The following is a 26,700-nucleotide window of genomic DNA, read 5'->3' on the forward strand; positions in this document are numbered from 1 at the left end:
CCACGTTTTCGCAGCTCAGAGGAGCACGATGGCACCCACCCCGCCCACCGACGCCGAACTCGACACCTTCATCCGGGCCCGGCTCGCCTCGCTCGGTATCGACCTCGACCAGCTTCCCGCCGGCACCACCGCCGACCCGGTCACCGGTTCCCCGGGCCGGGACTCGGTGCTGGCCTCGCTGCGGTCGTTCGTCCGGTCCACGGTCACCGCGCTGGCCGCGTACCAGTTGCCCGCACCGGCCGGCACCGACCCGGCCGTGGCGATGGCCCTCTCCCAGCAGCCCGCGCCGATGCTCTACCCCTCGATCAGCACAGAATGGCGGGACCGGTGAACCTTCCCCAGCCGCTGGACCGGTCCATCGACCGGCGCGCCTTCCTGTCCCGTACCGCCGCCATCGCCGCCGCCTCGGCGGTCGGCGCGACGGTGGCCCTGCCCGGTCTGGCCCAGGCCACCCCGAAGGCGGCGCCCGCCGTCAGGTTCAATCCCGCGCTGAACGACGGGGACGCGTACGTCGCGCCCCGGCCGGAGGCGGTGGCCGACCCGACCGAACTGACCATCGCCGAGGCGGCCTGGCTGATCCGGGCCGGCAAGCTCACCCCGGAGAAGCTGGTCGAGGCGTACCTGGCCCGGATCAGCGCGTACGAGGGCACCTACCAGGCGTTCAACCTGGTGCTCGCCGAGGCGGCGGTCGCGGCGGCCCGGGCCGCCGCCAAGCGGCCCCGGCGGGGCGCGCTGCACGGCATCCCGCTGGCCATCAAGGACAACTACTGGACCGCCGGGGTACGCACCACCGCCAACTCGTACCTGTTCCAGGACTTCGTGCCGCCGTACGACGCGACGGCGGTGGCGAAGCTGGTCGCCAGCGGGGCGATCGTGCTGGGCAAGACGCAGATGGGGCCGTTGGCGACCACCCGGGCGACCACGCCGGCCGGGGTGGTCACCACGGTCAACGCCTGGACGCCGGAGAACCGGAGCACCGATCCGGGTGGCTCGTCCACCGGCACCGCCACCGCCGTGGCCGGCCGGCTGGCCACCAGCGGCACCGGCACCCAGACCGGTGGGTCGATCACCGCGCCGTCCAACGCGCAGAACCTGACCGGCCTGAAGCCGACCATGGGCCGGGTGTCGCTGGCCGGGATCATCCCGCTCAGCTACACCCGGGACCATCCCGGCCCGCTGGCCCGCGACGCCAAGGACGCGGCGATCATGCTGACCGCGATGGCCGGCGAGGACCCGGCCGACCCGCGTACCCAGGGGCTGCCGAAGGTGCCCGACCTGATCAGTGCGGCCACCCCGGTCAGCGGCGGGAGGAAGCTGCGCTGGAAGACCCGGATCGGGGTGCTGCCCGGGTTCACCGACGGCACCTCGGCGACCGCGCTGGCCCGCCGGGCGTACCTGGACACGCTGGCCGGGATCAGCGGCGCGACCGTGGTGGACGTGCCACTGCCGGACGACTGGGCGCTGCTGACCGGGAACGCCTTCAACAACGTCCGGCTGCCCGAGCGCAGCGAGCCGTTCATGCCGTACCTGCGGACCGACCTGCGCGGCTTCGGGGTGTCGGTGACGAGCTGGTTGCAGGGCGCGCTGCTCGGCGCGAACGAGTTCGTCACCGGGCAGCGGGCCAAGCTGCTGCTGATGGAACGGGTCCTGGACCAGTTGTTCGACAAGTGCGACGTGGTGGTGCAGACCGGGCCGGTGCCGTTCGACATCCTCGGCCTGCCGGAGATCGGCTTCCCGATCGGGTTCACCACCGCCGGGGTGCCGATCGGCACCATCCTGGGCGGCCTGCCGTACGGCGAGGACCGGCTGTTGTCGGTGGTGGCCGCATACCAGGCCCGTACCGACTGGCACTGGCGGCGTCCGCCGAACCCGGCGGCGGCTGCGGCGGCCCCGGCCGCGGCGGCCCGCTCGCTGGCGCCCACCGGCGGCTCCGCTGAGCTGCGGCTCAGTGCCGAGGAGGTCGCCGAGCTGACCCAGTGACCCGGTTTCAGAGGTGAATCCGCCGGCGCCGGGCCGGGCCGTCACCGCCAGCGCGGTACGGTCCGGCCCGGCCGTTATCGACGGGCGGGACGGCCCGGACCGGATCTACTCTTGCCCGATGACTGATACGGCGAGGACGGCCCGCGCCGGAGTCCCCGAGCGTCCCACCCTGGACGGCATCGAGGAGACCTGGGCGCGCCGCTGGCAGGAGGAGGACACGTACGCGTTCGACCGCTCGAAGGCGACCGTCCGGGGTCGTGGCGCGGCGGCAGACGCGCCGAGCCCGGATGGTCGTAGGTCGGACGTGTACGCGATCGACACCCCGCCGCCGACCGTATCCGGCGAACTGCACATGGGTCACGTCTTCTCGTACACGCACACCGACACGGTGGCCCGGTTCCAGCGGATGCGCGGCCGGACGGTGTTCTACCCGATGGGCTGGGACGACAACGGCCTGCCCACCGAACGTCGGGTGCAGAACGTGTACGGGGTGCGCTGCGACCCGTCGCTGCCGTACGACCCGGCGTGGACGCCGCCGGCTGCCCCGGTCGACGACGCCGCCCGTGCCGACCCGACGCCGATCTCCCGGCGCAACTTCGTCGAGCTGTGCGCGACGTTGACCGCCGAGGACGAGCAGGTCTTCGAGGCGCTGTGGCGGCGGCTCGGGCTGTCGGTGGACTGGTCGCTGACGTACACCACGATCGGGTCGGCGGCCCGGACCGCCTCGCAGCGGGCGTTCCTGCGGAACCTGGCGCGCGGCGAGGCGTACCAGGCGGAGGCCCCGACCCTGTGGGACGTGGGGTTCGGCACCGCCGTGGCGCAGGCCGAACTGGAGGACCGGGAACGCCCCGGCGCGTACCACCGGCTGCGGTTCACCGGACCGGACGGGCGGGAGGTGCTGATCGACACCACCCGGCCGGAGCTGCTGCCGGCCTGCGTGGCGCTGGTCTGCCACCCCGACGACGACCGGTACGCCGACCTGGTCGGCACGTCGGTGCGTACCCCGGTGTTCGGGGTGGCGGTGCCGGTGCGCGCGCACCCGCTGGCGGACCCGGCCAAGGGCACCGGCATCGCGATGGTCTGCACGTTCGGTGACCTGACCGACGTGACCTGGTGGCGGGAACTGGCCCTGGAGACCCGGGTGGTGATCGGCCGGGACGGCCGGCTGCTGCCCGAACCGCCGGCCGGGGTGCCGGCGGACCGGTACGCGCCGCTGGCCGGGCAGGGCGTCAACGCGGCCCGGCGGACCGTGGTGGGGTTGCTGGCCGACGCGGGTGACCTGGTCGGCGAGCCGCGTCCGATCACCCACCCGGTGAAGTTCTACGAGCGCGGCGACCGGCCGTTGGAGATCGTCTCGACCCGGCAGTGGTATCTGCGCAACGGTGGCCGGGACGCGGGGCTGCGCGCCGAACTGCTGGCCCGGGGCGGGGAGCTGAACTGGGTGCCGGGGCACATGCGCCACCGCTACGAGCACTGGGTGGGCGGCGTGACCGGTGACTGGCTGGTCAGCCGGCAGCGGTTCTTCGGGGTGCCGGTGCCGGTCTGGTACCGGCTCGACGACGCTGGCGAGCCGGACCACGCCCAGCCTCTCACACCACCGGAGTCGGCGCTCCCGGTCGACCCGTCCAGTGAGCCGCCGCCCGGCTTCGACGAGGCGCAACGCGGCCGACCGGGCGGTTTCATCGCCGATCCGGACGTACTGGACACCTGGGCGACGTCGTCGCTGACCCCGCAGATCGTCGGCGGCTGGGAGACCGACCCGGACCTGTTCGCCCGGGTCTTCCCGATGGACCTGCGCCCGCAGGGCCAGGAGATCATCCGGACCTGGCTGTTCTCCACCGTGGTCCGCGCCCACCTGGAACACGGCGTGCTGCCCTGGCGGGACACCGTGCTGTCCGGCTGGATCCTCGACCCGGACCGGAAGAAGATGTCCAAGTCCAAGGGGAACGTGGTCACCCCGATGGCGCTGCTGGAGCAGCACGGCTCGGACGCGGTCCGGTACTGGGCGGCCAGCGGCAAACCCGGCATGGACCTGGCCTTCGACCCGGCCCAGATCCGGATCGGCCGGCGGCTCGCCACCAAACTGCTCAACGCGTCGAAGTTCGCCCTCGGGCTGGGTGCCGCCGACGCGCTGCGCGCCCCGGCGACCGAACCGCTGGACACCGCGATGCTCGCCGAACTGTCCACCGTGGTCGGGGCGGCCACCGCCGCCTTCGACGGGTACGACCACACGGCGGCCCTACAGGCGGCCGAGGCGTTCTTCTGGCGGTTCTGCGACGACTACATCGAGCTGGTCAAGGAACGCGCGTACGGCACCGGGCCGGGGGCCGACTCGGCGCGGGCGGCGCTGGCCACCGCGCTGTCGGCGCAGTTGCGGCTGTTCGCCCCGGTGCTGCCGTACGTGACCGAGGAGGTGTGGTCGTGGTGGCGGTACGGCTCGGTGCACCGCGCGCCCTGGCCCACCACGTACGAGGTGGACCGGGCGATCCGGGGCACCGCCGATCCGGCGCTGCTCCGCCTGGCCGGTGACGCGCTCAGCCAGGTCCGCCGGGCCAAGTCCGAACGGAAGCTGTCCATGAGGACCGCAGTGCCGCTGGCCGAGGCGCTCGCCCCGGCCGCCGTCCTCGACCAGCTCACCCTGGTCGCCGACGACCTGCGCGCCGCCGGCCGGATCGACCGGCTGGACCAGCTGCCCGACCGGACACCGGAGCTCGTCATCGCCTGCGCCTTCTGAGGACGGGCGACGGTCCTTCCCGCCCGGCCGACGCGGGCGGGAAGGACCCCGGGCTCAGCTCGTCTCGCCGGTGACCGAGAAGGACCGCAGGCGCTGGATCGCCAGGGCGGTGAAGCCCAGGCTGACCAGGATGGACATCACCACCGACACCGGCACCGAGACGTCGGTGGCGAGCAGCCCGGTCGGGGCGATCCGGTCGGCCAGCGTGATCACGTACTGCTGGATGGAGAGCACCTTCGTACCGGAGACGAAGTTGCCCAGCAGCCCCTCCCAGATCAGCACGTAGACCAGGCCGAGCAGCACCGGCCGGCGGGTGACCAGGCTGAGCGCCACGAAGAACGCCGAGTACGCCAGCGCGCCGACCGCCGAGGCGAGGGCGAGGGCCAGGCCGAGGCGTACCGAGTGGGCCAGCACGCCCGCGACGTACAGCGGCAGCGCGACGGTGAGCGTGCTGACCCCGAACGCCACCGCCAGCTTCGGCAGCACGATCTGCCAGCGCGGCAGCGGCTTGGTCAGCACGTGCACGATGGTGCCGTCGTCGATCTCCGCGCCGAGCACGCCGGTGCCGACGATCAGGGCGACCACCGGCAGCACCACGGCCAGGCCGAGCCCGACCAGCACCGGCGGCCCCCACTGGGCGGGGTCGACGCCGAGGGCGCGGGAGAGCACCGCCAGGGCGACCAGGATCGCCGGCAGCGGGACGAGCATCAGGAACCGGCGGCGACCGAACAGCCCCCGGGCGGTGATCCAGGTGACGGTGGACATGTCAGGCCTCCACGAGGTAGGAGAAGACGCTCTCCAGGGACTCGTCCTCGGGCAGCAGCCGGCGGACCCGGATGCCCTCCTTCAGCGCGATGCGGGGCAGCGCCCGGGTGAACGCGCCGTAGTCGCCGGCCCGCACGGTCAGGCCGGAGCGGTCCAGTTCGACCCCGTTGACCGAGGGCTCGGCCATCAGCGCGACGGCCAGGGCCCGGTCGTCGGTGGACTGCACGGCGAACACGTGCGGCCGGTTGGTCATCAGCCGGCGGATGGTCCGGAAGTCACCGGAGGCGGCCAGCCGGCCGGCCACCATCACCTGCACGGTGCCGGAGACCTGCTCGACCTCCTCCAGGATGTGCGAGCTGAACAGGATGGTCCGGCCGGCGTCGCCGAGCCGGTGCAGCAGCCCCATCATGTGCAGCCGCTGACGCGGGTCCATGCCGTTGAACGGCTCGTCGAGCAGCAGCACCTGCGGGTCGTGGACCAGCGCGGCGGCCACCCGGGTGCGCTGCCGCATGCCCTTGGAGTAGGTGCCGATCCGCCGGTTCTGGGCGTCCTCCATCTCGACCAGGTCGATCGCCCGGCGGGTCGCCGCCGCCGGGTCGGGCAGCTTGTGCAGCTTCGCGCTGGCCAGCACGAACTCGTACGCGGTGAGGAAGGTCTGCACCGCCTCGCGTTCGCTGACCAGGCCCAGCCGGCGGTAGACACCCGGGTTGCGCCAGGTGGGCTCGCCGTCCAGGGTGACCGTGCCCCGGCTCGGGGCGAGGAAGCCGGCCATCATGTGCAGCAGGGTGGTCTTGCCGGCGCCGTTCGGGCCGAGCAGGCCGGTCACCCCCGGGCCGAGGGTCATGCTGACGTCGTTGACCGCCACCACGTTGCCGTACCAGCGGGAGACGCCGGTCAGGGTCAGGTCGCTCATCAGGAGGCCACCTTCCGGTACCGGGCCAGCAGCAGCACGACCGAGACGACGACCAGGCCGAGGGCGGCGAGCGCGTACAGCGGGCCGAAGCCGCCGATCTGGTTGCCCGCGTCGCCGCTGCCGGGCGCGATCAGCAGGTCACCGAGCGCCCAGGTGCCGACCGCCTGGACGATGGTGGACGGCGAGCCGAGCAGGGCCAGCTCGTTGACCGTCGTCGAGGGCATCACCGACAGGGTGCCGACGATCGGGGTGGTCATCAGGAACACCGCCACCACGCCACCGGCGGCGAACGCCCGCTTGCCGGTGAGCGAGGCGACCAGCAGCCCGATCGAGGCGAACACCACCGCCCACAGCCCGGCGTACAGCAGGCCCGGCAGCAGGTCGAGCAGTTCGTTCCAGGTGCCCCGCCAGCCGTCGCCGGTGCTGAACGCGGCCCCCAGGAACATCAGCAGCTGCGGCGCGCCGAGCAGCAGCCACAGCGCGCTGACCAGGGCGGCCAGCTTGGCCAGCGGGTAGTCGGCGCGGGGCAGCGGCCGGGAGAAGTACAGCGGCAGCACCCCGCTGCGCAGGTCCCGGGAGACCAGTTCGGGCGCGACCACCGCGACGAAGAAGATGACCAGCCAGCTCATCGCGTCGGCGAACTGGGCGTACGTGAGCACCACCTCGCCGATCTGGGCGCGGACCGCGGTCGCCCCGGCGGCCACCAGCACCACGATGGCGACGATCAGCCAGGGGAAGATCTTGGCCTTGGCGCTGCGGCCCAACCCGAAGGCGGTCCGCAGGCCGTGCCCGTAGAGCGCGCCGAAGACCTGCCACCGGCCGAGCCGGGGGCCGGTGTACCGCTGGTAGCCGATGTCGTGGATGACACCGGTGGGTGCCGCCGCCGGGCGGCTGGACGGGTCAGGCATGGCTCGGCTCCCTCGGAGCGAAGAGTTCGGCCACCCGGTGCCGGCGCTGGTCGAGCCGGTGCAGCGGCAGGTCCAGCTCGGCGACCGCGCCGATGATCAGGTCGTAGGTGCGCTCGTCGGCGAGCGGGACGAGCAGCATCCGGCCGTCCCGCCCCACCGGCAGGTCGAGCGCGGCGAGCCGGGCGGCGAGCTGCTCGGTGCCCTCGCTCACCTCGACGGCGAGCACGTCGGTGGCGGAGGTCATCGCGGAGATCCGGTCGGCGCGCAGCAGCCGCCCGCCGTCGATGGCGACCAGGGTGTCGCAGATCCGCTCGACCTCGCCGAGCAGGTGGGAGCAGACCACCACGGAGATGCCGAACTCGGTGCCGATCCGGTGCACCAGGTTGAGCATGGCGTCCCGGCCGGCCGGGTCGAGGCCGTTGGTGGGTTCGTCGAGCAGCAGCAGGTCGGGGTCGTGCACCAGGGCCTGGGCCAGCTTCACCCGCTGTTTCATGCCGGTGGAGTAGCCGCCCACCGGCCGGTACCGCTCCTCGTAAAGGCCGACGTGGCGCAGCGCCTCGGAGGCCCGTTCGCGGGCCACGGTGCGCGGCAGCCCGCTGATCCGGGCCAGGTGGGTAACCAGTTCGGCGGCGGAGAGGTCGGGCGGCAGGGCGTCGTGTTCGGGCATGTAGCCGACCCGGGCGCGGACGCCGGCGGGGTCGGTGGTGGGGTCGAGGCCGAGGACCCGGACCCGACCGCTGGTCGGGGCGAGCAGGCCCAGCAGGATCTTGATGAGGGTGGACTTGCCGGCGCCGTTGGCACCGACCAGCCCGATGATCCCCGGTTCGACCGCGACGGTCAGGTCGGCCAGTGCCGTGACCCGTCCACCGTAGGTCTTGGTCAGCGACTCGGTCGCGAGCAGTGTCACGCCGTTCAGCCTAGGGAGCCCGGTCACCCTGGGACATCGGGCGCGCCCCTGATCCTGGGGGCGCTCCCATTAGGGGAACACCGGTAAGCCTTTCGTAACGCCGGGACGGCTGCCGTCCGGCGGCCCGGTGCCGCAGACTTCGATCATGTTCGCTCGTCTGTTGCGTACCCCGGCGACCTGGGTCGCCGTCACCGTCCTGGCCGCCGGGGCGGCGTTCGGCCTGTACTGGTTCCAGCCGTGGAAGCTGGTCACCGACACCGAGGTTGCCGAGTCGCTCTCCGCGGTCGGCACGGCCGCGCCGTCGCCGTCGGGCATGGCCGGCACCGCCGCGCCGTCGGGCCCGGCTCCGTCGGGCGCGGCCACTCCGGGCGGGTCGCCGTCCGCCGCCTCCACCGGGCCGGTCCTGGTACGCCGGGGCAGCTTCGTCACCCACGAGCACGCGACCTCGGGGGACGCCCGGATCGTCCGGTTGCCGGATGGTACGCACCGGTTGGAGCTGGTCGGCCTGGACACCTCGAACGGGCCGGACCTGCGGGTGTGGCTGACCGACCAGCCGGTCCGCTCCGGGGTGGCCGGCTGGCGGGTCTTCGACGACGGCCGATGGATCGAACTCGGCCGGTTGAAGGGGAACCGGGGCGACCAGGCGTACCCGATCCCACCGGACGTCGACCTCAGCACGCTGACCAGCGTCTCCGTCTGGTGCAAGCGGTTCTCGGTGTCGTTCGGGGCGGCCCCGCTGGACGCCGCCGGCTGATCGATCGGCGACGATCGTAGGGTGGCACTCTCGACCGATCGCCGGTCGGCTGCGAAACTGTGTGCCGGTCAGCGAGTGGGGGGTGTGATGAGCAAGGGCTGGGTGCTGCCCGACGACGTGCTCCGGGACGCGCCGGTGTACACACCGCGTCCGGGTGAGCTGGCCGACCTGGAGCTGCTGGTGAGCGGGGCGTACGCGCCGCTGGAGGGGTTCCTGACCCGCGCCGACCTCACCTCGTTGAGCCGGCGCGGACGGCTCGCCGACGGGACGTCGTGGCCGGTGCCGGTGACGCTCCAGGTGCCGGCGGCGGTGGCCGAGGGGCTGCGGCCGGGCGACCCGGAGGCCCGGGTGCTGGTGCTCACCGACGGTGAGGGTGCCCCGCTGGCCGCGCTGGACGTGCAGGACGTCTGGCCGACCCGGGACGGCATGGCCGGGCTGGGTGGCCCGGTGAAGCGGCTCGGCGACGGCGGGCACGCGCCGTTCCAGCGGTTGCGCCGTTCCCCGGAGGAGATCCGGGCGCTGCTGCCACCGGGGCGGGTGCTCGGCGTGATCGCCGACCGGCCGCTGCACCGGCCGCAGCTCGCCCACATCGCGCACACCACCCGCACGCTCGGCGCGCACCTGCTGGTGATGATCCCGGTCGGTGAGGACGCCACCGGCGGGCTGGCGCCCGAGGCGCTGGTCCGGACGATCTTCGCCGCCCGGGACCGGATGCCCCCGGCCACCCTGGTCACCGTGCCGATGGCCCGGCGACGGGACGAGATCAGCGACGCGCTGCTGCGCGCCCGGGTCTCCGCCGCGTACGGGGTGACCCACCTGCTCTCCGCCGGGGAGACGCTCTCCGGCGCCGGGCTGAAGGTGGTGGTCCCCCGGGAGCTGGCCTACGACAACCGGGACGGGCAGTGGCGCTGGCGGGACGACATCCCGCCCCGTAACCGGCGGTTGGCGCTCACCCCCGAGGAGATCGACGACCACCTGGACCGGGGTTTCCCGCTGCCCGAGTGGCACACCCCGCCGGCGGTGGCGAAGGAGCTGACCCGGGCGAGGCCGCCGCGCCGGCACCGGGGCGTGGTGGTCTTCCTGACCGGGCTCTCCGGGTCCGGCAAGTCGACGATCGCGTCCGGGCTGGCCGACGCGCTGCGCGAGGCCGGGGACCGGACCATCACCCTGCTCGACGGGGACGTGGTGCGCCGGGAACTCTCCGCCGGGCTGACGTTCAGCCGGGCCGACCGGGACCTCAACGTCCGACGGATCGGCTGGGTGGCCGCCGAGATCGCCCGGCACCGGGGGTTGGCGATCTGCTGCCCGATCGCCCCGTACGCCCAGGCGCGGGCGAACGCCCGGCAGATGGCCGAGGCGGCCGGGGCCGGGTTCGTGCTGGTGCACGTCGCCACCCCGCTGGAGGTCTGCGAACAGCGGGACCGCAAGGGCCTGTACGCGCGGGCCCGCGCCGGCCTGCTGACCGGCATGACCGGCATCGACGACCCGTACGAGGAGCCGACCGACGCGGATCTGGTGCTGGACACCTCGAAGATCTCGATCGAGGAGGGGGTGCAGCGGGTGCTGGGGCTGCTGACCGAGTCCGGTTGGGTGGAACCCCGGCTCCAGCCCGCCTGATCCGTCGGGTCGAACGTCACGGCCGGTCACGTCCTGGAGGGCGGGGCCGGCCGTCGTCTTCCCCTGGCCGGCCCGCCCGCGCTAGTGTTCATCTTTGTTGGAACACGTTCGACAGCGTCGGAGTTATCGGGGAGTGGGGGGCGGAGATGCTGGCGCGGCAGCGACAGGCGGCCATCCTGGACCGGGTCCGGGCCACCGGCGGCGTCCGGGTCACCGAACTGGCCGCCGAGTTCGGCGTCTCCGACATGACCATCCGCCGCGACCTGGACGCCCTGCACGCCCAGGGTCTGCTGGCGAAGGTGCACGGCGGGGCGACCGTGACCGGCCCCTCGGCCGCCGACGAACCCGGCTTCGACGCGAAATCGGTCCGGCAGCTCGCCGAGAAGGCCGCCGTCGCCGCGCACGCCGCCCGACTGGTCCGCCCCGGCGCGGCCGTCGCGCTCTCCGCCGGCACCACCACCGCCGAGCTGGCCCGCCGGCTGGTCGACGTACCCGGGCTGACCGTGGTGACCAACTCGTTGCGGGTCGCCGAGGTCTTCCACGGCGGCGGCCGGTCCGACCAGACGGTGATCCTGACCGGCGGGGTGCGCACCCCGTCCGACGCGCTGGTCGGGCCGCTCGCCGTCGCCGCCATCCACTCCCTGCACATGGACCTGCTCTTCCTCGGCGTGCACGGGATCAGCGAACGGGCCGGCTTCACCACCCCGAACCTGATGGAGGCGGAGACCAACCGGGCGCTGATGGCCGCCGCCGACCGGCTGGTGGTGCTCGCCGACCACACCAAGTGGGGCCTGGTCGGGCTCTGTTCCATCGGGGAACTGAGCCGGGCCGACGTGGTGGTCGTCGACGACCGGCTGCCCGAGGAGGGCCGCCGGGTGCTGGGCGAACAGGTGGGCGAGCTGATCGTCGTGGCCCGGTCGGCGGGCGGCCGGGCGGGAACCGCGACGGCGACGGAAGGGACACCGGCATGAAGCGTACGGTCACCAAACTGGCCGACGGCCGCGAGCTGATCTACTTCGACGAACAGGACGACGCCGTCCGGGACGCACCGGACCGGCGGGAACTGCCCCCTCCCCCGCCCGCCTCGCAGCTGCGCTACGACCCGCTGCTGGACGAGTGGGTGGCGGTCGCCGTGCACCGCCAGACCCGGACCTTCCTCCCGCCGGCCGACCAGTGCCCGCTCTGCCCGTCCACCGCCGACCGGCTCAGCGAGATCCCGGCGGCCAGCTACGACGTGGCCGTCTTCGAGAACCGCTTCCCGGCGCTGAGCCAGCGGATCGCCGACGAGCCGGCGGCGGTCACCCCGTTCACCGAGATCCGTCCCGGGCTGGGCCGGTGCGAGGTGGTCTGCTTCACCGACGACCACCATGCCGCGTTCGCCAGCCTGCCGCCGGGCCGGGTCCGTACCGTCGTCGACGCGCTCGCCGACCGGACCGCCGCGCTGAGCGCGCTGCCCGGCGTCGAGCAGGTGTTCTGTTTCGAGAACCGGGGCGTCGAGATCGGCGTCACCCTGCACCACCCGCACGGTCAGGTCTACGCGTACCCGTTCGTCACGCCCCGGACCCGCAAGATGCTCGCCGCCGCCCGACGGCACCACGACCGCACCGGCGGCAACCTCTACGCCGACGTGCTCGCCGCCGAACGGGCCGCCGGGGACCGGGTGGTCGCGGCCAACGAACACTGGACGGCGTACGTGCCGGCGGCGGCCCGCTGGCCGTTCGAGGTGCACGTCGCCCCGCACCGGCCGGCGCCGGACCTGCCGGCGCTCGGCGACGCCGAACGGGACGCCTTCGGCCCGCTCTACCTGGACCTGCTGCGGCGCTTCGACGCGCTGTTCGACCTGCCGATGCCGTACATCGCGGCCTGGCACCAGGCGCCGGTGCGGATCGACCGGGAGCTGGGTCACCTGCATCTGCAACTGTTCAGCATCCGGCGGGCGGCCGACAAGCTGAAGTACCTGGCCGGCTCGGAGTCGGGGATGGACGTCTTCATCAACGACATCGCCCCGGAACGCGCCGCCGACCTGCTCCGCGCCGGCTAGCGGGACGCAGGGCGCGGGGGGCCCGGGACAGGGCCCCCCGCTGGGAAGGGACGGCTGGCTGCACGCGACAGCCGGGAAGGCTGGCTGACCGGCGTCCACACATGGCGGGCGACGTCAGGTCAACCTCCCTGGACGGGACTGGCATCACCGTCCGCACGGTTCAACGAGGCGCGCCGGGCGGAGGTGACGCGGCCCGCGCCGACACAGCAGGGGCCCCGGGTCGCCCCGGGGCCCCTGCTCGCGGAGTACGTCAGGCGCCGAGCTTGCGGGCCAGGTTCTCGTCCAGCACGTTCATGAACTCGTCGGTGGTCAGCCACGGGGCGTCCCGGCCGATGAGCAGCGCCAGGTCCTTGGTCATCTGGCCGCCCTCGACGGTGTCGACGATGACCTGCTCCAGGGTGTTGGCGAACTCGGTGACCGCCGGGGTGCCGTCCAGCTTGCCCCGGTGGGCCAGGCCCCGGGTCCACGCGTAGATCGAGGCGATCGGGTTGGTGGAGGTCTTCTCGCCCTTCTGCCACTGCCGGTAGTGCCGGGTGACGGTGCCGTGCGCGGCCTCCGCCTCGACGGTGCGGCCGTCCGGGGAGAGCAGCACCGAGGTCATCAGGCCGAGCGAGCCGAAGCCCTGCGCGACGGTGTCGGACTGCACGTCACCGTCGTAGTTCTTGCACGCCCAGACGTACCCGCCCTCCCACTTGAGCGCGGCGGCGACCATGTCGTCGATCAGCCGGTGCTCGTAGGTGAGGCCGGCGGCGTCGAACTCGGCCTTGAACTCGTTCTCGAACACCTCGGCGAAGATGTCCTTGAACCGGCCGTCGTACGCCTTGAGGATGGTGTTCTTGGTCGACATGTAGACCGGGTAGTTGCGGTCCAGGCCGTACCGGAACGAGGCGCGGGCGAAGTCCCGGATCGACTCGTCGAAGTTGTACATGCCCATGGCGATGCCGCCGCCGGGGAAGTTGGCGACCTCCATCTCCATCGGCTCGCCGCCGTCGGCCGGGGTGTAGGTGATGGTGACCGTGCCGGGGCCGGGTACCACGAAGTCGGTGGCCTTGTACTGGTCGCCGTGCGCGTGCCGGCCGATGATGATCGGCTTGGTCCAGCCGGGTACCAGCCGCGGCACGTTGGACATGATGATCGGCTCACGGAAGACGACGCCACCGAGGATGTTCCGGATGGTGCCGTTGGGCGAGCGCCACATCTTCTTCAGGCCGAACTCCTCGACCCGGGCCTCGTCGGGGGTGATGGTGGCGCACTTGACACCGACGCCGTGCTCCTTGATGGCGTTGGCGGCGTCGATGGTCACCTGGTCGTCGGTCTCGTCGCGGTACTGGATCGACAGGTCGTAGTAGTGCAGGTCGACGTCGAGGTAGGGCAGGATCAGCTGCTCTCGGATCTGCTTCCAGATGATCCGGGTCATCTCGTCGCCGTCGAGTTCCACGACCGGGTTGTTAACCTTGATCTTCGCCATCGGCCGGCGCTCCTCTCGGGGGACATGCTCAAGCAGTACGAGCGTACTGCCATGGCGCGGCGCGCCCCACCCGGGCCTCGCGATCGGCGAAGCGGAGCAGGGCCCGCCGCCACGGAGATCCGTGGCGGCGGGCCCTGAATACCCGGTGGACCGGGATGTCACATGTTGGCGACGTCACTCTGCTTGGCGCGGACCGCCTCGGCGGCCTCCTTCAGGCTGGCCAGCTCGTCGGCGTCCAGGTCGGTCGCCACGACCCGCTTGACACCCTCCGCGCCCAGCTCGGCCTCGACCCCCAGGTAGACGCCGGAGATGCCGTACTCGCCGTCGACCCAGGCGCAGACCGGCATGACCTCGCCGGAGTCCTCGGCGACGGCCTTCGCCATCCGGGCCGCGGCGGCCGACGGGGCGTAGTACGCCGAACCCGTCTTGAGCAGGGCGACCACCTCGGCCCCGCCGTTGCGGGTCTTGACCACCAGGTCCTCGATCTGCTCGGCCGGCATGACGTCGCGCAGCGGCTTGCCGTCCACCGTGCTGCGGGACGGCACCGGGACCATGGTGTCGCCGTGCGAGCCGAGGGTGAGGGTCCGCACCGACTTCACCGGTACGCCGAGCGCCTCGGCGACGAAGTTGCTGAACCGGGCGCTGTCCAGCATGCCGGCCTGGCCGAGCACCCGGTTCTTCGGGAACTGGGTGGCGAGCTGGGCCAGCGCGGTCATCTCGTCCAGCGGGTTGGACACCACGATCACCACGGCGTTCGGGGCGAACTTGGCGACGTTCTCGGAGACCTGCCGGACGATCTTGGCGTTGGTCTCCAGCAGGTCCATCCGGCTCATGCCCGGCTTACGGGGCAGGCCGGCGGTGATCACGACCACGTCGGAGCCCTCGATGGCCTCGTAGCCCTCGCCGTTCGGGCCGGTGGTGACGCCGACGACCTTGGTCTCGAAGCCCTCGATCGCCCGCGACTGGTTGAGGTCCAGGGCCAGACCCGCGGGCTTGCCCTCCACGATGTCGGTGATCACGACGGTGTCGAAGACGTCGTACTCGGCCAGGCGCTGTGCGGTGGTGGAGCCGTAGAAGCCGGCCCCGACGACAGTGACCTTCTTACCCATGGTCGTCCCACTCCCTGCTACCAGTCGGTTTTCCGGACCGTATCAGTCATGGTGACACCGAGCAGGGCGAGGGCGGACGCATATGACGTAGTCGGCACCGACCGCGCGACCGGGCCGGGACGGGCCGTTCCCGGGCCGGAGCCACCGCCCGGCCCGCGCGGCCCGTCCTCCTCTGTGGCCCCGTCGGCCGGGACCGCTACCGCTCGGCGCGCTCCACCACGTTGGTCAGCAGCATCGCCCGGGTCATCGGGCCCACCCCGCCGGGCATCGGCACCACCTTGCCGGCCACCTCGGCCACCTCCGGGTCGACGTCGCCCGTGTAGCGGCCCTTGCCGTCCGCGCCGATCACCCGGGTGATGCCCACGTCGACCACGGTCGCGCCGGGGCCGACCATGTCGGCGGTGAGCAGCCCCGGCACCCCGGCGGCCACGATCACGATGTCGGCGGCGCGGGTGTGCGAGGCCAGGTCGAGGGTGCCGGTGTGGCAGAGCGTGACGGTGGCGTTCTCGCTGCGCCGGGTGAGCAGCAGACCGAGCGGCCGGCCGACCGTGTTGCCCCGGCCCACCACGGCCACGTTCGCGCCGCGCAGCGGCACGTCGTGCCGGCGCAGCAGCTCCACGATGCCGCGCGGGGTGCAGGGCAGCGGGCCGTCGTAGCCGAGCACCAGGCGGCCCAGGTTGACCGGGTGCAGGCCGTCGGCGTCCTTGTCCGGGTCGATCAGCTCCAGCGCCCGCTGGGTGTCCAGGTGGCCCGGCAGCGGAAGCTGCACGATGTAGCCGTGGCAGCCCGGGTCGGCGTTCAGCTCGGCGAGCACCGCGTCCACCTGCTCCTGGGTGGCGTCGGCGGGCAGCTCACGCCGGATCGAGGCGATGCCCACCTCGGCGCAGTCCCGGTGCTTGCCGTTGACGTACGCCTGGGAGCCCGGGTCCGCCCCGACCAGGACCGTGCCCAGCCCGGGGGTGATGCCCCGCTCCGCCAGTGCCTTGACCCGTACCCGCAGCTCGTCCTTGATCTCCGCCGCGGTCGCCTTGCCGTCCAGGATCGTCGCCGTCACGTCCCGATCGTCTCACGCCCGGCAGCCGCCGTTCCGCCGACCCGCGCCACCCGGCGCTGACCTGCGGTGACGCCCCGGCACCGGACCGGGCACGGGACGTGGCATTGCTCACCCTCCGTCACGTTCGCAGGTCGGATGGCCTAGGTTCCCCCACGCGCCCGGGTCCACCAGACCCGGGCGCGAACGACGTCCACGGGACGCGGGCGACACCGACGGCCACCGAACGCGGGCGCGAACGACGAGGAGACGCAATGCAGGTACGCGGGCTGACCGCCTGGACCGTCCCGCTGGTGCTGGCTCTGGCGCTGACCGCCTGCGGCGACGCGGACACCGCCGGCCGGGCCGACCCCGACGGAACGGTACGTATCGAGATCGCCGAGCCGCAGCACCTGGTCCCGACGCACACCGTCGAGACCAGCGGGTCCCAGGTGCTCAGCGCGCTGTTCAGCCCGCTGGTCGACTACGACGCGCAGAACCGGCCGTACGAGGTGGCCGCCGAGTCGGTCACCTCGGCCGACAACCGGGTCTGGACGGTACGGCTCAAGGACGGCTACACCTTCCACAACGGTGAGCCGGTCACCGCCGACAACTACCTCGACGCGTGGAACTACGGCGCGTACGGGCCGAACGAGCAGAACAGCAGCTACTTCTTCGAGAAGATCCTCGGGTACGCCCAGTTGCAGGGCGAGCGGCCGAAGGCCCGGACGCTGCGCGGGCTGGCCCGGGTCGACGACCTGACCTTCACCGTGACGCTCGGTGAGCCGTACGCCGACTTCCGCAGCATGCTCGGCTACACCGCGTTCTACCCGCTGCCGAAGGCGGCGTTCACCGCGCCGGGCGTGCTCGACCCCGGATACGAGCAGGCCCCGATCGGGCAGGGGCCGTTCCGGATGAAGGGCAGCTGGCAGCACGACGCCAGCATCACCGTCGAACGGTACGACGCCTTCCCCGGCCGGCAGCCCCGGGTGGCCGGCGTCGACTTCCGGATCTACCAGCAGCCCAGCGCCGCGTACGCGGACGTCCTCTCCGACAACCTGGACGTGATCAAGAACATCCCGACCGAACGGCTCGGCAGCGCCGGGGACGACCTCGGCGACCGGTTCAAGCGGAGTCCCGCCTCGTCGCTGGAGGTGCTGGCGTTCCCCACCTTCGAGGCGGAGTTCGCCGACCCCCGGGTGCGGCGGGCCATCTCGATGGCCATCGACCGGAACGGGATCAGCGAGTCGGTCTTCAAGGGCTCGGAGCCGCCGGCCCGCTCGTTCGTGTCGCCGGTGGTCGCCGGCTACCGGGCGGACACCATCGGGGAAGCCGGCCGGTACGACCCGGCGGCGGCCCGGAAGCTGTACGAGGAGGCCGGCGGCCCGGCCCGGATCGAGCTGTCGTACAACACCGACGGCGGGCACGCGGCCTGGATCGGGGCGACCTGCGCGCAGCTCACCGCGAACCTGGGCGTCGAGTGCGTGGCCAGCGCGGTGCCCCGCTTCGCGGACCTGCTGACCGCCGTCGACCGGCGGGAACACGTCGGGCTGTTCCGGATGGGCTGGGTGATGGACCACCCGTCGATGGAGAACTACCTGGGCCCGCTGTACGGCAGCACCGGCTCGGCCAACTACTACGGGTACGCCAACCCGGAGTTCGACCGGCTGCTCGCCGAGGGGACCCGCGCGACCACCGGGGAGGCGGCGATCCGCCGGTACCAGCAGGCCGAGGACCTGCTGGCCCGGGACCTGCCGGTGATCCCGCTGCGGCACGGGCAGAACGTCTTCGGGCACTCCACGAAGGTCCGGAACGTGGAGATGGACCTGTTCGACCGGGTCGACCTGCTCACCATCGAGGCCCTGCGAGCCGGGTGAGGTGAGACCGGGCCGTGGGGACAGGGCCGCCGGGTCGCGGCGGCCCCGTCCCGGACGGTCAGTGGAAGAAGTGCCGGGTGCCGGTGAGGTACATGGTCACGCCGGCTTCGGCGGCGGCGGCGATCACCTCGTCGTCGCGGATCGAGCCGCCCGGCTGGACCACCGCGCGCACCCCGGCGTCGAGCAGCACCTTCAGGCCGTCGGCGAACGGGAAGAACGCGTCGGAGGCGGCCACCGCGCCCTTGGCCCGGTCCGCGCCGGCCCGGTTCACCGCCAGGTGCGCCGAGTCGACCCGGTTGACCTGGCCCATGCCCACCCCGACGGTCGCCCCGTCGGCGGCGAGCAGGATCGCGTTGCTCTTCACCGAGCGGACCGCCCGCCAGGCGAAGACCAGGTCGCGCAGCAGGTCGTCGTCGGCCGGGTCACCGGCCACCAGCCGCCAGGCGGCCGGGTCGTCGCCGGGGGCGTCCACCCGGTCGGCGAGCTGCACCAGTACGCCACCGCCGACCTGCCGCCACTCGGCCGGCGGCGGGGTCCAGGCCGGGGCCCGCAGCAGCCGCAGGTTCTTCTTGGTCTGGAGGACCTCGACCGCGCCGGGCTCGTACCCGGGGGCCACCAGGACCTCGGTGAAGATGTCCTTGACCTGCTCGGCCAGCGCCACGGTGACCGGCCGGTTGACCGCGATCACCCCGCCGTACGCGGACACCGGGTCGCAGGCGTGCGCCTTGCGGTGCGCCTCGGCCACGTCGACGCCGACCGCGATGCCGCACGGGTTGGCGTGCTTGATGACCGCCACGGCCGGCTGGTCGGCGAAGTCGTTCGCGGCCCGCCAGGCGGCGTCCGCGTCGACGTAGTTGTTGTAGGACATCTCCTTGCCGTGCAGCTGCTCGGCCTGGGCCAGCCCGGCCGGGGCATCCGGGGCGGTGTAGAGGGCGGCCCGCTGGTGCGGGTTCTCGCCGTACCGCAGCGCCCGCTGGGCGCGCAGCCCCAGCCCGGTGAAGGCCGGCCAGTCCGCGTCCTCCTCCTGGGTGAGCCGGGTGGCGCACCAGTTCGCCACGGCCACGTCGTACTCGGCGATGTCGGCGAAGGCGCGGGCCGCCAGCGCGCGGCGCTGCGCCAGCGTGAAGCCGCCCGTCTCCAGGGCGGCCAGCACCCTCGGGTACGCGGACACGTCGGTCACCACGGCGACCGAGGCGTGGTTCTTGGCGGCGGCCCGGACCATCGCCGGCCCACCGATGTCGATCTGCTCGACGCACTCGTCGACGCCCGCCCCGGAGGCGACCGTGGCCTGGAACGGGTACAGGTTGGACACCAGCAGGTCGATGCCGACGATGCCGTGCTCGTCGAGCTGGCCGGCGTGCGTGTCCTTGCGCAGGTCGGCCAGGAGGCCGCCGTGGATCGCCGGGTGCAGGGTCTTCACCCGACCGTCGAGGATCTCCGGGAAACCGGTCACCGACTCGACGGCGGTCACCGGCACACCGGCCCCGGCGATCGTCGCCGCGGTGCTGCCGGTCGACACGATCTCGACCCCGGCCGCGTGCAGGGCCCGGGCCAGGTCGACCAGGCCGGTCTTGTCGTAGACGCTGACCAGCGCCCGCCGGATCGGCCGGCGCCCGTCGTCGGGGGTACTCACGGAACAGTGACCTTTCTTCCGGTGATCGTCCAGCCGTCGCGGACCAGCCGGCCGACCTGCTCGACCAACTGCCGCCGCTCGGCGGACTTGATGCGCTCGGTGAGCGACTCCTCGTCGTCGTCGTCGAGGACCGGCACCGCGACCTGGGCGACGATCGGCCCGGTGTCCATGCCCGCGTCGACGAAGAACAGCGTCGCCCCGGTGATCTTCACGCCGTAGGCGAGGGCGTCCCGGGGGCCGTGGATGCCGGGGAAGGCCGGCAGCAGGGTGTTGTGGGTGTTCAGGTAACGGTCGCCGAAGGCGGCCAGGAAACGCGGGCCGACGAGCTTCAGGAAACCCGCCGAGACCACCAGGTCCGGGCGGTGCTCCGCGACCCGGGCGGTGAGCGCGGCGTCCCAGTCCTCGCGGGCCGGGTGGTCCTTCACCCGCTCGACGAAGGTCGGCACCCCGGCGGCGGCGGCCCGGTCCAGCCCGGCGATGCCGTCGCGGTCGGCGCCCACCGCGACCACCCGGGCACCGTAGGCCGGATCGGCGGTGGCGTCGAGCAACGCCTGGAGGTTGCTCCCGGAACCGGAGACGAGGACGACGATGCGGGCGGCGGACGCGGGCTCGGTCACCAGGTCACCCTATCGGGCAACCGGCGAGGGCCCTCCGCAGGCCGGCACCTCCCCCGGCCGGCCTTTCCGGTGGCCCCGACCCGCCTTTCCGGTGGGACGGCAGCCCGCCGAGCACCCGGAAGTCGCACCGAACGGGTACTCTGCCGACGCTCGATACTCGATCCGCCGCCGGTGGCATCCCTGCACGTCACACCGCCGTCGTCCGGGTCACCTGATCAAGGAGTGCAAACCGATGCAGCCCGGATACCCTTCGCAGCCGCCCCAGATCGACAACAACATGACGATGTCGATCGTCGCCATCTTCCTGTTCTGGCCGCTGGCCATCCCCGCCCTGATCAACGCCTCGAAGGTCAACCCGCTGGTCCAGCAGGGTGACTACGCTGGCGCGCAGGCCGCCGCGGCCGAGAGCAAGAAGTGGTCGAAGTGGGCCCTCATCGTCGGTCTCGGTTGGTACGCCATCGCCCTCGTCTGCTGCCTGCTGGGTGGCCTTGGGTCGATCATGGGTGCCAACTCGACCGTCTGAGTCGTCCCCAGCCCAACCAAGGAGCCCGCATGCAGCCCGGTAACCCCGGTCAGGACCCGTACGGCCAGCAGCCGCCACCGGACCCGACCGCGCCGCAGTACTCCGACCCGTACGCCCAGCCGCCGCAGGCACCGTACGGTCAGCAGCCGCACGACCCGTACGGGCAGCCGCCCACCTCGGGTCAGCCGTACGGACAGCCGTACGGCCAGCAGCCGCACGACCCGTACGGCCAGCAGCCCACCTCGGGACAGCCGTACGGACAGCAGTACCCCGATCCGTACGCGCAGCAGCAGCCGCAGCAGCCGTACGGTGCGGCACCGGGCTACCCGGTCGGCCAGTACGGCGGGTTCGGCCCGACGCCGCAGAACAACAACCTCGGTCTGATCGGGATGATCGCCGGCATCGCCTCGATCGTCTTCGCCATCTGCTGCGCCTTCCTCGGCATCATCCTCGGTGTCGCCGGGGTGGTGCTGGGCGTGATGGGCCAGAAGAAGGCGGACCAGGGGCTGGCCAACAACCCGGGCCAGGCCAAGGCCGCACTGATCACCGGTGCGGTCGGCATCGTCCTGGGGATCGCCAACGCGATCCTCGGCGTCGCGCTCAACCTGAACACGCTGAACCTGTCCTGAGCGACCGGCAGCGGCGATCCGCGGACGGGGTGTCCGGCATGCTGCCGGACACCCCGTCGCCGTACCGGCCGCTTCCGAGCGGTGCTCCCGCCGGGTTCCGCCGGCCGGGGCACAGCCGGCGACTCCGGGCCTCACGGCCGGGCCGGCGGCTCCGGGCGGCTGAGGGCACGTGGGTCCGGGCGGCTGAAGGTGCGGGCGGCGGCGGCGCCGATCAGCGCGCCGACCGTCAGGACCGCGGTGGTCACCGCGGTCACCTGCCAGGCGACCGGGCCGAGTTCGGCGAGCCGGCCGCCACCGAGCGGCCCGCCGGAGAACGCCGCCACCGCGCCGAGGAGCAGCCCGGCCACCGGGCCGGCCAGCGCCGCCGAGCCGAGCAGCGCCGCCCAGGGCAGCGGGGTCCGCTCGTCGCCGGCCAGCCGCAGCAGGCGGCGGGCGAGCAGCCAGCCGGCCGCCATCCCGATCAGCACCGGCACGGCGAGCAGCAGTGTGCCGGCCCCGTCGACCGGGCCACGGGGCAGGCCGGCGAGCAACGGGACCGCCGGCAGCGCGCCCACGGACACCTCGCTGGTGCGTACCGCCGTGTCGGTGCCGACGGCGAAGCCGGGACCGAGCAGGTAGCTGGTCGCCCAGATCGCCGCGTTCGGCGCGTACGCCAGGCTGACCAGGGTGATGCCGGCCTGGCCGGCGACCCCGGTCCGGTACGCGCCGATCATGTCGGCGGCGTCCCCGCCCCCGGTGGCGATGGCGAGCCCGGCGGCGCCCGCCCCGGCACCGGCCAGCAGCAGGCCGGCGACCAGCCCGGTGCGTACCCCGTCCCGCAGCACGGCGGGCGCCCGGCGGGCCAGCGCCGCCGGTGCTCCGGTGGTACGCAGCGCGCCGGCCAGCGCGGCCAGCGCCGCCACGACGCCCAGGGTCAGCGCGGCCCGTAGCGGAGCGGCCCCGGGGCCGGCGAGCAGCGCGGCGGGTACGCCGAGCAGCGCGTAGCCGAGGCTGACCGCGCCGGCTGCGACGAACGCGGGCCGGACGTCCCGGCTGCCGCGCGCGCCGAGTGCCCGGGTGGTGTGCACCCCGGCCCGGGTCAACCGCCAGACCACCAGGGCGGTCAACGCCAGCGGGGCGACACCGAGCGGGCCGGCGCCGGTGTCGAGCGGCACCCCGTGGCCGAGCAGCCAGCCGGCCAGGCCGGCGCGCAGCGCCCCGCCCGGGGAGCCGGCGTCCTCGCTCCACTGGACCAGGCCGAGCACCACGACGACCGGCAGGTACGAGGTGACGGCCGCCCAGCCGGCCGCGACCGTGGCGGCGACGACGAGCGGTGCCCGGCCGGACCGGGGCTCGGGCCGCCGGGCCGGCGGCCGGGGGCCGGCGCGACGACGCGGCCGGGTGTCGGCGTCGACACCGGCGGGACGGCGGGGCTGATCAGGGGTGATGGCGGACATCGCGTTCTACTCTGGCACGCCGGGCGGGCGGTGGCAGTCCGATAAGCCGTCGGATCGTGGCGAGTTCGGTGATCCGTCCGCCCCGGACGGTTCCGGCGGTTTAGCCTCGGCGCAGGCGCGGCCTTCCGCGGTCGCGTCCCCCGACCGTACGGAGGATGCCGTGTCCGCTCCCTACGCTCCGCCCCCGCCCGCCGCCGCTGGCAGGGACCGCACCACGCTCTGGGGTGTGCTCGGCATCATCTTCGGCCTGCTCTGCTGCGGCATCCTGGGGATCATCTTCGGCTATCTGTCGATCCGGGACGCCCGTCGCTTCGGTCAGTCCCAGGTGCTCGGCTGGCTGGCCATCGCCTTCGGCGTGATCAACATCATCGGCAGCGCCATCCTGCGCGCCACCGGCAACTACCCGGGCTGGCGCTGACCGGCACGCAGCGGAGGGGGCCGACCAGACGGTCGACCCCCTCCGGTACGCGTGTCCGGACTCAGCCGGCGGACATGATCTCCCGCATCAGCTTGGCGGTCTCGGTCGGCGTCTTGCCGACCTTGACGCCGACCGCCTCCAGCGCCTCCTGCTTGGCCTCGGCGGTGCCCGCCGAGCCGGAGATGATCGCGCCGGCGTGGCCCATGGTCTTGCCGGGCGGGGCGGTGAAGCCGGCGATGTAGCCGACCACCGGCTTGGTGACGTTCGACTTGATGAACTCGGCGGCCCGCTCCTCGGCGTCGCCACCGATCTCGCCGATCATCACGATCGCGTCGGTGTCCGGGTCGGCCTCGAAGGCGGCGAGGGCGTCGATGTGGGTGGTGCCGATGATCGGGTCACCGCCGATGCCCACGCAGGTCGAGAAGCCGATGTCGCGCAGCTCGTACATCATCTGGTAGGTCAGCGTGCCGCTCTTGCTGACCAGGCCGATCCGGCCGGAGCCGGTGATGTCGGCCGGGATGATGCCGGCGTTGGACGCGCCCGGCGAGGCGATACCCGGGCAGTTCGGCCCGATGATCCGGGTCCGCTCGCCCTGGGCCAGGTTGTACGCCCAGAAGGCGGCGGTGTCGTGCACCGGGACGCCCTCGGTGATCACCACGGCCAGGGAGATGCCGGCGTCGATCGCCTCGATCACCGCGCCCTTGGTGAACTGCGGCGGTACGAAGATCACCGTGACGTCCGCCCCGGTCTGCGCCATGGCGTCGGAAACGCTGGCGAAGACCGGCAGCTCGGTGCCGTCGAAGTCGACGGTGGTACCGGCCTTGCGCGGGTTGACCCCGCCGACGACGGTGGTGCCGGCGGCGAGCATCCGCCGGGTGTGCTTGGAACCCTCGGAGCCGGTCATCCCCTGCACGATGACCTTGGAGTCCTTGGTCAGCCAGATAGCCATTGTCAGACCCCCGCAGCCGCCAGCTCGGCGGCCCGCTCGGCCGCGCCGTCCATGGTGTCCACCCGCTCGACCAGCGGGTTCTTCGCGCCGTCCAGGATCGCCCGACCCTCCTCGGCGTTGTTGCCGTCGAGCCGGACCACGAGCGGCTTGGTGACCTGCTCGCCGCGCTGCTCCAGCAGGGCCAGCGCCTGGATGATGCCGTTGGCGACCTCGTCGCAGGCGGTGATGCCGCCGAAGACGTTCACGAAGACGCTCTTCACCGACGGGTCGGAGAGCACGATCTCCAGGCCGTTCGCCATCACCGCGGCGCTCGCGCCACCGCCGATGTCGAGGAAGTTGGCCGGCTTGACGTTGCCGTGCCGCTCACCGGCGTACGCGACCACGTCCAGGGTCGACATGACCAGACCCGCGCCGTTGCCGATGATGCCGACCTCGCCGTCGAGCTTGACGTAGTTGAGGTCCTTCTCCTTGGCCCGCTGCTCCAGCGGGTCCACGGTGGCCTGGTCGACCAGGGCCTCGTGGTCCGGGTGGCGGAACGCGGCGTTGGCGTCCAGCGTGATCTTGGCGTCGAGCAGCAGGACGGTGCCGTCGGCGGTCCGGGCCAGCGGGTTCACCTCGACCAGGGTGGCGTCCTCGGCGACGAACGTCTGCCAGAGCTGGACGGCGATCGCGGCGACCTGGTCGGCCACCTCGGCCGGGAACCCGGCGGCGGCGACGATCTCCCGCGCCTTCGCCTCGTCGACCCCGGTGTTGGCGTCGATCGGGGCCTTGACGACCTTGTCCGGGGTCTCGGCGGCGACCTGCTCGATGTCCATGCCGCCGGCCACGCTGGCGATGCACAGGAAGGTGCGGTTCGCGCGGTCGAGCAGGTACGAGAAGTAGTACTCCTCGGCGATGTCCGCGGTCACGGTGATCATGACCTTGTGGACCGTGTGCCCCTTGATGTCCATGCCGAGGATGTCGGTGGCGCGGGCCACCGTCTCGTCGGTGCCCTCGGCCAGCTTGACGCCACCGGCCTTGCCCCGGCCACCGACCTTCACCTGGGCCTTGACGACCACCCGACCGCCAAGGCGTTCGGCGATCGCGCGTGCCTCCTCCGGGGTCGTGGCGACGCCGCCGGCGAGCACGGGCAGCCCGTGCCGCTCGAACAGGTCCCGCCCCTGGTACTCGTACAGGTCCACGATTGCGCGTCCCGTCCCGTCTCCGCGGCGCGCCGTCGCGCCGCCAGCGTTGGAAAAAGCTTGACGCCTGTCGTCGCAGAAGACAGGCCGTTTGCGGCAGCCTAACGAGAAGGGTACGACCGGCAACCGAGCGGGTGTGTGGTGTGCGGAAACGCACAGCGGGGTCGGCCGGATCCGGCCCGGCGCCGGTCGTGGACCCGGCCGGATCGGTACGCCGGCCCGAAGATCATCGGAAAGTCGTGCCAACCGGGCGTAACCCCCCGCCGGGGGCGTCGTTGAGAGAAGTGTCGGAGCGCTGGTCAAGCGCGATGACGGGAGACGGCCGATGCCCTGTCGGTCGAGGGGTGGCGGCGGGGCATCGTGCATAGAGGGGCCGGACGTGTGAGGGGTGCGTCCGGTCCCTCCCCCCGTTTACCCGGGGGGCTTCTTTCCTCCCGCCGACCGACCCGACCGGCCTGTTCCCCGTCGGCCCGACCCGGCCTGCTTCCGTCGAACTCAGCCGACCGGCTGGGCGACGTTCTGCCGCACCCACTCGACGATCGACTGGGTGGTCGCCCCCGGGGTGAAGATCTTCGCCACCCCGAGCTGTTCCAGCTCCGGGATGTCGGCGTCCGGGATGATGCCGCCACCGAAGACGACGATGTCCCGCGCGTCCCGCTCGGTGAGCAGTTCCAGCACCCGGCGGAAGAGCGTCATGTGCGCGCCGGAGAGCACGGAGAGACCCACCGCGTCGGCGTCCTCCTGGATGGCGGTCTCCACGATCTGCTCCGGTGTCTGGTGCAGACCGGTGTAGATGACTTCCATGCCGGCGTCACGCAGGGCGCGCGCCACCACCTTGGCGCCCCGGTCGTGCCCGTCCAGGCCCGGCTTGGCGACGACGACCCGAATTCGAGAGCTCATCAGCGCACACCTTCCCCAGGCTCCGCGACACGTACCTGAACGAACGGTAACCCGAGCCACCCCCGGCGGGAAATCCGGTCGGCGACGCATCGACGGGTGGCGTGCCTCACGCGAGCCCACCACGAGTGACGCCCGAGTGGATATCCGCTGCGTAGCGGTCACGGAGAGCGACGAAAAGCCGGTAACGAGGGCGAATGGCAAAGGTTACGAAATCGGGCATCTGCCTCCTGAAGCGGACAAAATAAAACGCCAATGTGGCGCTCCGGCTTGTGGGGCGTCCGGGGGTTGGCTACCGTGTCCACGGTTGTCAT

The 26,700-nt window shown here is 72.7% G+C and carries 24 protein-coding genes; 11 read left to right on the top strand and 13 right to left on the bottom strand.

The features are described from left to right. The first annotated feature begins 28 nt into the window (after positions 1-28). The 3 genes from PVK37_RS01770 (at position 29) to valS (ending at position 4,714) form a co-directional block, all read left to right on the top strand. On the top strand, positions 29-331 hold the full coding sequence (locus PVK37_RS01770; protein WP_275031916.1) for a hypothetical protein: 303 nt from the start codon (positions 29-31) through the stop codon (positions 329-331). After that, positions 328-1,980, top strand: a complete 1,653-nt coding sequence (locus PVK37_RS01775) for an amidase (protein WP_275031917.1) — start codon at positions 328-330, stop codon at positions 1,978-1,980. Before PVK37_RS01770 ends, PVK37_RS01775 begins: the two co-directional genes overlap by 4 nt. Positions 1,981-2,098: 118 nt before the next feature. Continuing rightward, positions 2,099-4,714 (top strand): valine--tRNA ligase, encoded by a 2,616-nt coding sequence (valS, locus tag PVK37_RS01780; RefSeq protein WP_275031918.1) that lies wholly within the window; start codon positions 2,099-2,101, stop codon positions 4,712-4,714. A gap of 54 nt (positions 4,715-4,768) precedes the next feature. Here the strand turns inward: valS and PVK37_RS01785 are convergent, their stop codons facing one another. The 4 genes from PVK37_RS01785 to PVK37_RS01800 are packed head-to-tail and all read right to left on the bottom strand — an operon-like array spanning position 4,769 to position 8,207. Then, the gene (locus PVK37_RS01785) at positions 4,769-5,479 is read right to left on the bottom strand and encodes an ABC transporter permease (RefSeq protein WP_275031919.1); all 711 of its coding nucleotides are present in this window, start codon (positions 5,477-5,479) and stop codon (positions 4,769-4,771) included. Position 5,480: 1 nt separating this feature from the next. After that, entirely contained in the window at positions 5,481-6,392 is a 912-nt protein-coding gene (locus tag PVK37_RS01790; protein WP_275031920.1) for an ABC transporter ATP-binding protein, read from the bottom strand. Next, the gene (locus PVK37_RS01795; RefSeq protein ID WP_275031921.1) at positions 6,392-7,300 is read right to left on the bottom strand and encodes an ABC transporter permease; all 909 of its coding nucleotides are present in this window, start codon (positions 7,298-7,300) and stop codon (positions 6,392-6,394) included. Before PVK37_RS01795 ends, PVK37_RS01790 begins: the two co-directional genes overlap by 1 nt. Next, positions 7,293-8,207 (bottom strand): ABC transporter ATP-binding protein, encoded by a 915-nt coding sequence (locus tag PVK37_RS01800; RefSeq protein ID WP_275031922.1) that lies wholly within the window; start codon positions 8,205-8,207, stop codon positions 7,293-7,295. The genes PVK37_RS01795 and PVK37_RS01800 overlap by 8 nt, the downstream gene beginning before the upstream one ends. Positions 8,208-8,352: 145 nt before the next feature. Between PVK37_RS01800 and PVK37_RS01805 the strand changes: the two genes are divergently transcribed. The 4 genes from PVK37_RS01805 (at position 8,353) to galT (ending at position 12,619) form a co-directional block, all read left to right on the top strand. Further along, entirely contained in the window at positions 8,353-8,961 is a 609-nt protein-coding gene (locus tag PVK37_RS01805) for a DM13 domain-containing protein (RefSeq protein ID WP_275031923.1), read from the top strand. 87 nt (positions 8,962-9,048) lie between these two features. Next, positions 9,049-10,578 carry an adenylyl-sulfate kinase gene (cysC, locus tag PVK37_RS01810; RefSeq protein WP_275031924.1) on the top strand — a complete coding sequence of 510 codons (1,530 nt, stop codon included), beginning with the start codon at positions 9,049-9,051 and terminating at the stop codon, positions 10,576-10,578. Between the two features lie 146 nt (positions 10,579-10,724). Next, positions 10,725-11,549, top strand: a complete 825-nt coding sequence (locus PVK37_RS01815) for a DeoR/GlpR family DNA-binding transcription regulator (protein ID WP_275031925.1) — start codon at positions 10,725-10,727, stop codon at positions 11,547-11,549. After that, a complete protein-coding gene (galT, locus tag PVK37_RS01820) occupies positions 11,546-12,619 on the top strand; it encodes a galactose-1-phosphate uridylyltransferase (protein ID WP_275031926.1) in 1,074 nt (357 codons plus the stop codon). Before PVK37_RS01815 ends, galT begins: the two co-directional genes overlap by 4 nt. Positions 12,620-12,869: 250 nt before the next feature. Here galT and PVK37_RS01825 read toward each other — a convergent pair whose 3' ends face one another. From PVK37_RS01825 to PVK37_RS01835, 3 genes are all read right to left on the bottom strand, one after another. Next, a complete protein-coding gene (locus PVK37_RS01825) occupies positions 12,870-14,087 on the bottom strand; it encodes an NADP-dependent isocitrate dehydrogenase (protein WP_275031927.1) in 1,218 nt (405 codons plus the stop codon). Positions 14,088-14,245: 158 nt separating this feature from the next. After that, positions 14,246-15,196: a malate dehydrogenase gene (locus PVK37_RS01830; RefSeq protein WP_275031928.1), complete on the bottom strand. Its 951-nt coding sequence runs from the start codon at positions 15,194-15,196 to the stop codon at positions 14,246-14,248. 196 nt (positions 15,197-15,392) lie between these two features. Next, positions 15,393-16,250, bottom strand: coding sequence for a bifunctional methylenetetrahydrofolate dehydrogenase/methenyltetrahydrofolate cyclohydrolase (locus tag PVK37_RS01835; RefSeq protein ID WP_275031929.1), 858 nt, complete (start codon positions 16,248-16,250; stop codon positions 15,393-15,395). A gap of 251 nt (positions 16,251-16,501) precedes the next feature. Here PVK37_RS01835 and PVK37_RS01840 point away from each other — a divergent pair, with 251 nt between their 5' ends. Further along, positions 16,502-18,103, top strand: a complete 1,602-nt coding sequence (locus PVK37_RS01840; protein WP_275031930.1) for a peptide ABC transporter substrate-binding protein — start codon at positions 16,502-16,504, stop codon at positions 18,101-18,103. A gap of 58 nt (positions 18,104-18,161) precedes the next feature. On the opposite strand, the gene purH is transcribed toward PVK37_RS01840, so the two are convergent. Then, positions 18,162-19,736 (bottom strand): bifunctional phosphoribosylaminoimidazolecarboxamide formyltransferase/IMP cyclohydrolase, encoded by a 1,575-nt coding sequence (gene purH / locus PVK37_RS01845; RefSeq protein ID WP_275031931.1) that lies wholly within the window; start codon positions 19,734-19,736, stop codon positions 18,162-18,164. Further along, complete coding sequence (purN, locus tag PVK37_RS01850; protein ID WP_275031932.1) at positions 19,733-20,353, bottom strand: phosphoribosylglycinamide formyltransferase; 621 nt, start codon at positions 20,351-20,353, stop codon at positions 19,733-19,735. The genes purH and purN overlap by 4 nt, the downstream gene beginning before the upstream one ends. 232 nt (positions 20,354-20,585) lie before the next feature. On the opposite strand from purN, the gene PVK37_RS01855 reads away from it, so the two are divergent. Both PVK37_RS01855 and PVK37_RS01860 read left to right on the top strand, forming a co-directional pair. Further along, positions 20,586-20,876 (top strand): CD225/dispanin family protein, encoded by a 291-nt coding sequence (locus PVK37_RS01855; RefSeq protein WP_275031933.1) that lies wholly within the window; start codon positions 20,586-20,588, stop codon positions 20,874-20,876. Positions 20,877-20,905: 29 nt separating this feature from the next. Continuing rightward, the gene (locus tag PVK37_RS01860) at positions 20,906-21,505 is read left to right on the top strand and encodes a DUF4190 domain-containing protein (protein WP_275031934.1); all 600 of its coding nucleotides are present in this window, start codon (positions 20,906-20,908) and stop codon (positions 21,503-21,505) included. Between the two features lie 131 nt (positions 21,506-21,636). Here PVK37_RS01860 and PVK37_RS01865 read toward each other — a convergent pair whose 3' ends face one another. Then, positions 21,637-22,941: a cell division protein PerM gene (locus PVK37_RS01865; RefSeq protein WP_275031935.1), complete on the bottom strand. Its 1,305-nt coding sequence runs from the start codon at positions 22,939-22,941 to the stop codon at positions 21,637-21,639. A gap of 160 nt (positions 22,942-23,101) precedes the next feature. On the opposite strand from PVK37_RS01865, the gene PVK37_RS01870 reads away from it, so the two are divergent. Then, positions 23,102-23,359, top strand: coding sequence for a hypothetical protein (locus tag PVK37_RS01870; RefSeq protein ID WP_275031936.1), 258 nt, complete (start codon positions 23,102-23,104; stop codon positions 23,357-23,359). Positions 23,360-23,420: 61 nt separating this feature from the next. On the opposite strand, the gene sucD is transcribed toward PVK37_RS01870, so the two are convergent. From sucD to icmB, 3 genes are all read right to left on the bottom strand, one after another. Beyond that, positions 23,421-24,308 (bottom strand): succinate--CoA ligase subunit alpha, encoded by an 888-nt coding sequence (gene sucD / locus PVK37_RS01875; protein WP_275031937.1) that lies wholly within the window; start codon positions 24,306-24,308, stop codon positions 23,421-23,423. Positions 24,309-24,310: 2 nt separating this feature from the next. After that, a complete protein-coding gene (sucC, locus tag PVK37_RS01880) occupies positions 24,311-25,489 on the bottom strand; it encodes an ADP-forming succinate--CoA ligase subunit beta (RefSeq protein ID WP_275031938.1) in 1,179 nt (392 codons plus the stop codon). A 495-nt stretch (positions 25,490-25,984) separates the two neighbouring features. After that, positions 25,985-26,389, bottom strand: a complete 405-nt coding sequence (gene icmB / locus PVK37_RS01885) for a coenzyme B12-dependent isobutyryl CoA mutase small subunit (RefSeq protein WP_275031939.1) — start codon at positions 26,387-26,389, stop codon at positions 25,985-25,987. Positions 26,390-26,700: the final 311 nt, after the last annotated feature.

Source organism: Micromonospora cathayae, assembly GCF_028993575.1.
Classification (GTDB): Bacteria; Actinomycetota; Actinomycetes; order Mycobacteriales; family Micromonosporaceae; genus Micromonospora; species Micromonospora cathayae.

Bases quoted from the DNA above. Each gene is read 5' to 3' on its own strand.
- PVK37_RS01825 (WP_275031927.1), bottom strand. From the start codon at position 14,087: ATGGCGAAGATCAAGGTTAACAACCCGGTCGTGGAACTCGACGGCGAC.
- cysC (WP_275031924.1), top strand. From the start codon at position 9,049: ATGAGCAAGGGCTGGGTGCTGCCCGACGACGTGCTCCGGGACGCGCCG.
- PVK37_RS01860 (WP_275031934.1), top strand. From the start codon at position 20,906: ATGCAGCCCGGTAACCCCGGTCAGGACCCGTACGGCCAGCAGCCGCCA.
- valS (WP_275031918.1), top strand. From the start codon at position 2,099: ATGACTGATACGGCGAGGACGGCCCGCGCCGGAGTCCCCGAGCGTCCC.
- PVK37_RS01805 (WP_275031923.1), top strand. From the start codon at position 8,353: ATGTTCGCTCGTCTGTTGCGTACCCCGGCGACCTGGGTCGCCGTCACC.
- PVK37_RS01830 (WP_275031928.1), bottom strand. From the start codon at position 15,196: ATGGGTAAGAAGGTCACTGTCGTCGGGGCCGGCTTCTACGGCTCCACC.
- galT (WP_275031926.1), top strand. From the start codon at position 11,546: ATGAAGCGTACGGTCACCAAACTGGCCGACGGCCGCGAGCTGATCTAC.
- PVK37_RS01815 (WP_275031925.1), top strand. From the start codon at position 10,725: ATGCTGGCGCGGCAGCGACAGGCGGCCATCCTGGACCGGGTCCGGGCC.
- PVK37_RS01855 (WP_275031933.1), top strand. From the start codon at position 20,586: ATGCAGCCCGGATACCCTTCGCAGCCGCCCCAGATCGACAACAACATG.
- icmB (WP_275031939.1), bottom strand. From the start codon at position 26,389: ATGAGCTCTCGAATTCGGGTCGTCGTCGCCAAGCCGGGCCTGGACGGG.
- PVK37_RS01790 (WP_275031920.1), bottom strand. From the start codon at position 6,392: ATGAGCGACCTGACCCTGACCGGCGTCTCCCGCTGGTACGGCAACGTG.
- sucD (WP_275031937.1), bottom strand. From the start codon at position 24,308: ATGGCTATCTGGCTGACCAAGGACTCCAAGGTCATCGTGCAGGGGATG.
- PVK37_RS01795 (WP_275031921.1), bottom strand. From the start codon at position 7,300: ATGCCTGACCCGTCCAGCCGCCCGGCGGCGGCACCCACCGGTGTCATC.
- PVK37_RS01770 (WP_275031916.1), top strand. From the start codon at position 29: ATGGCACCCACCCCGCCCACCGACGCCGAACTCGACACCTTCATCCGG.
- PVK37_RS01840 (WP_275031930.1), top strand. From the start codon at position 16,502: ATGCAGGTACGCGGGCTGACCGCCTGGACCGTCCCGCTGGTGCTGGCT.
- PVK37_RS01785 (WP_275031919.1), bottom strand. From the start codon at position 5,479: ATGTCCACCGTCACCTGGATCACCGCCCGGGGGCTGTTCGGTCGCCGC.
- PVK37_RS01865 (WP_275031935.1), bottom strand. From the start codon at position 22,941: ATGTCCGCCATCACCCCTGATCAGCCCCGCCGTCCCGCCGGTGTCGAC.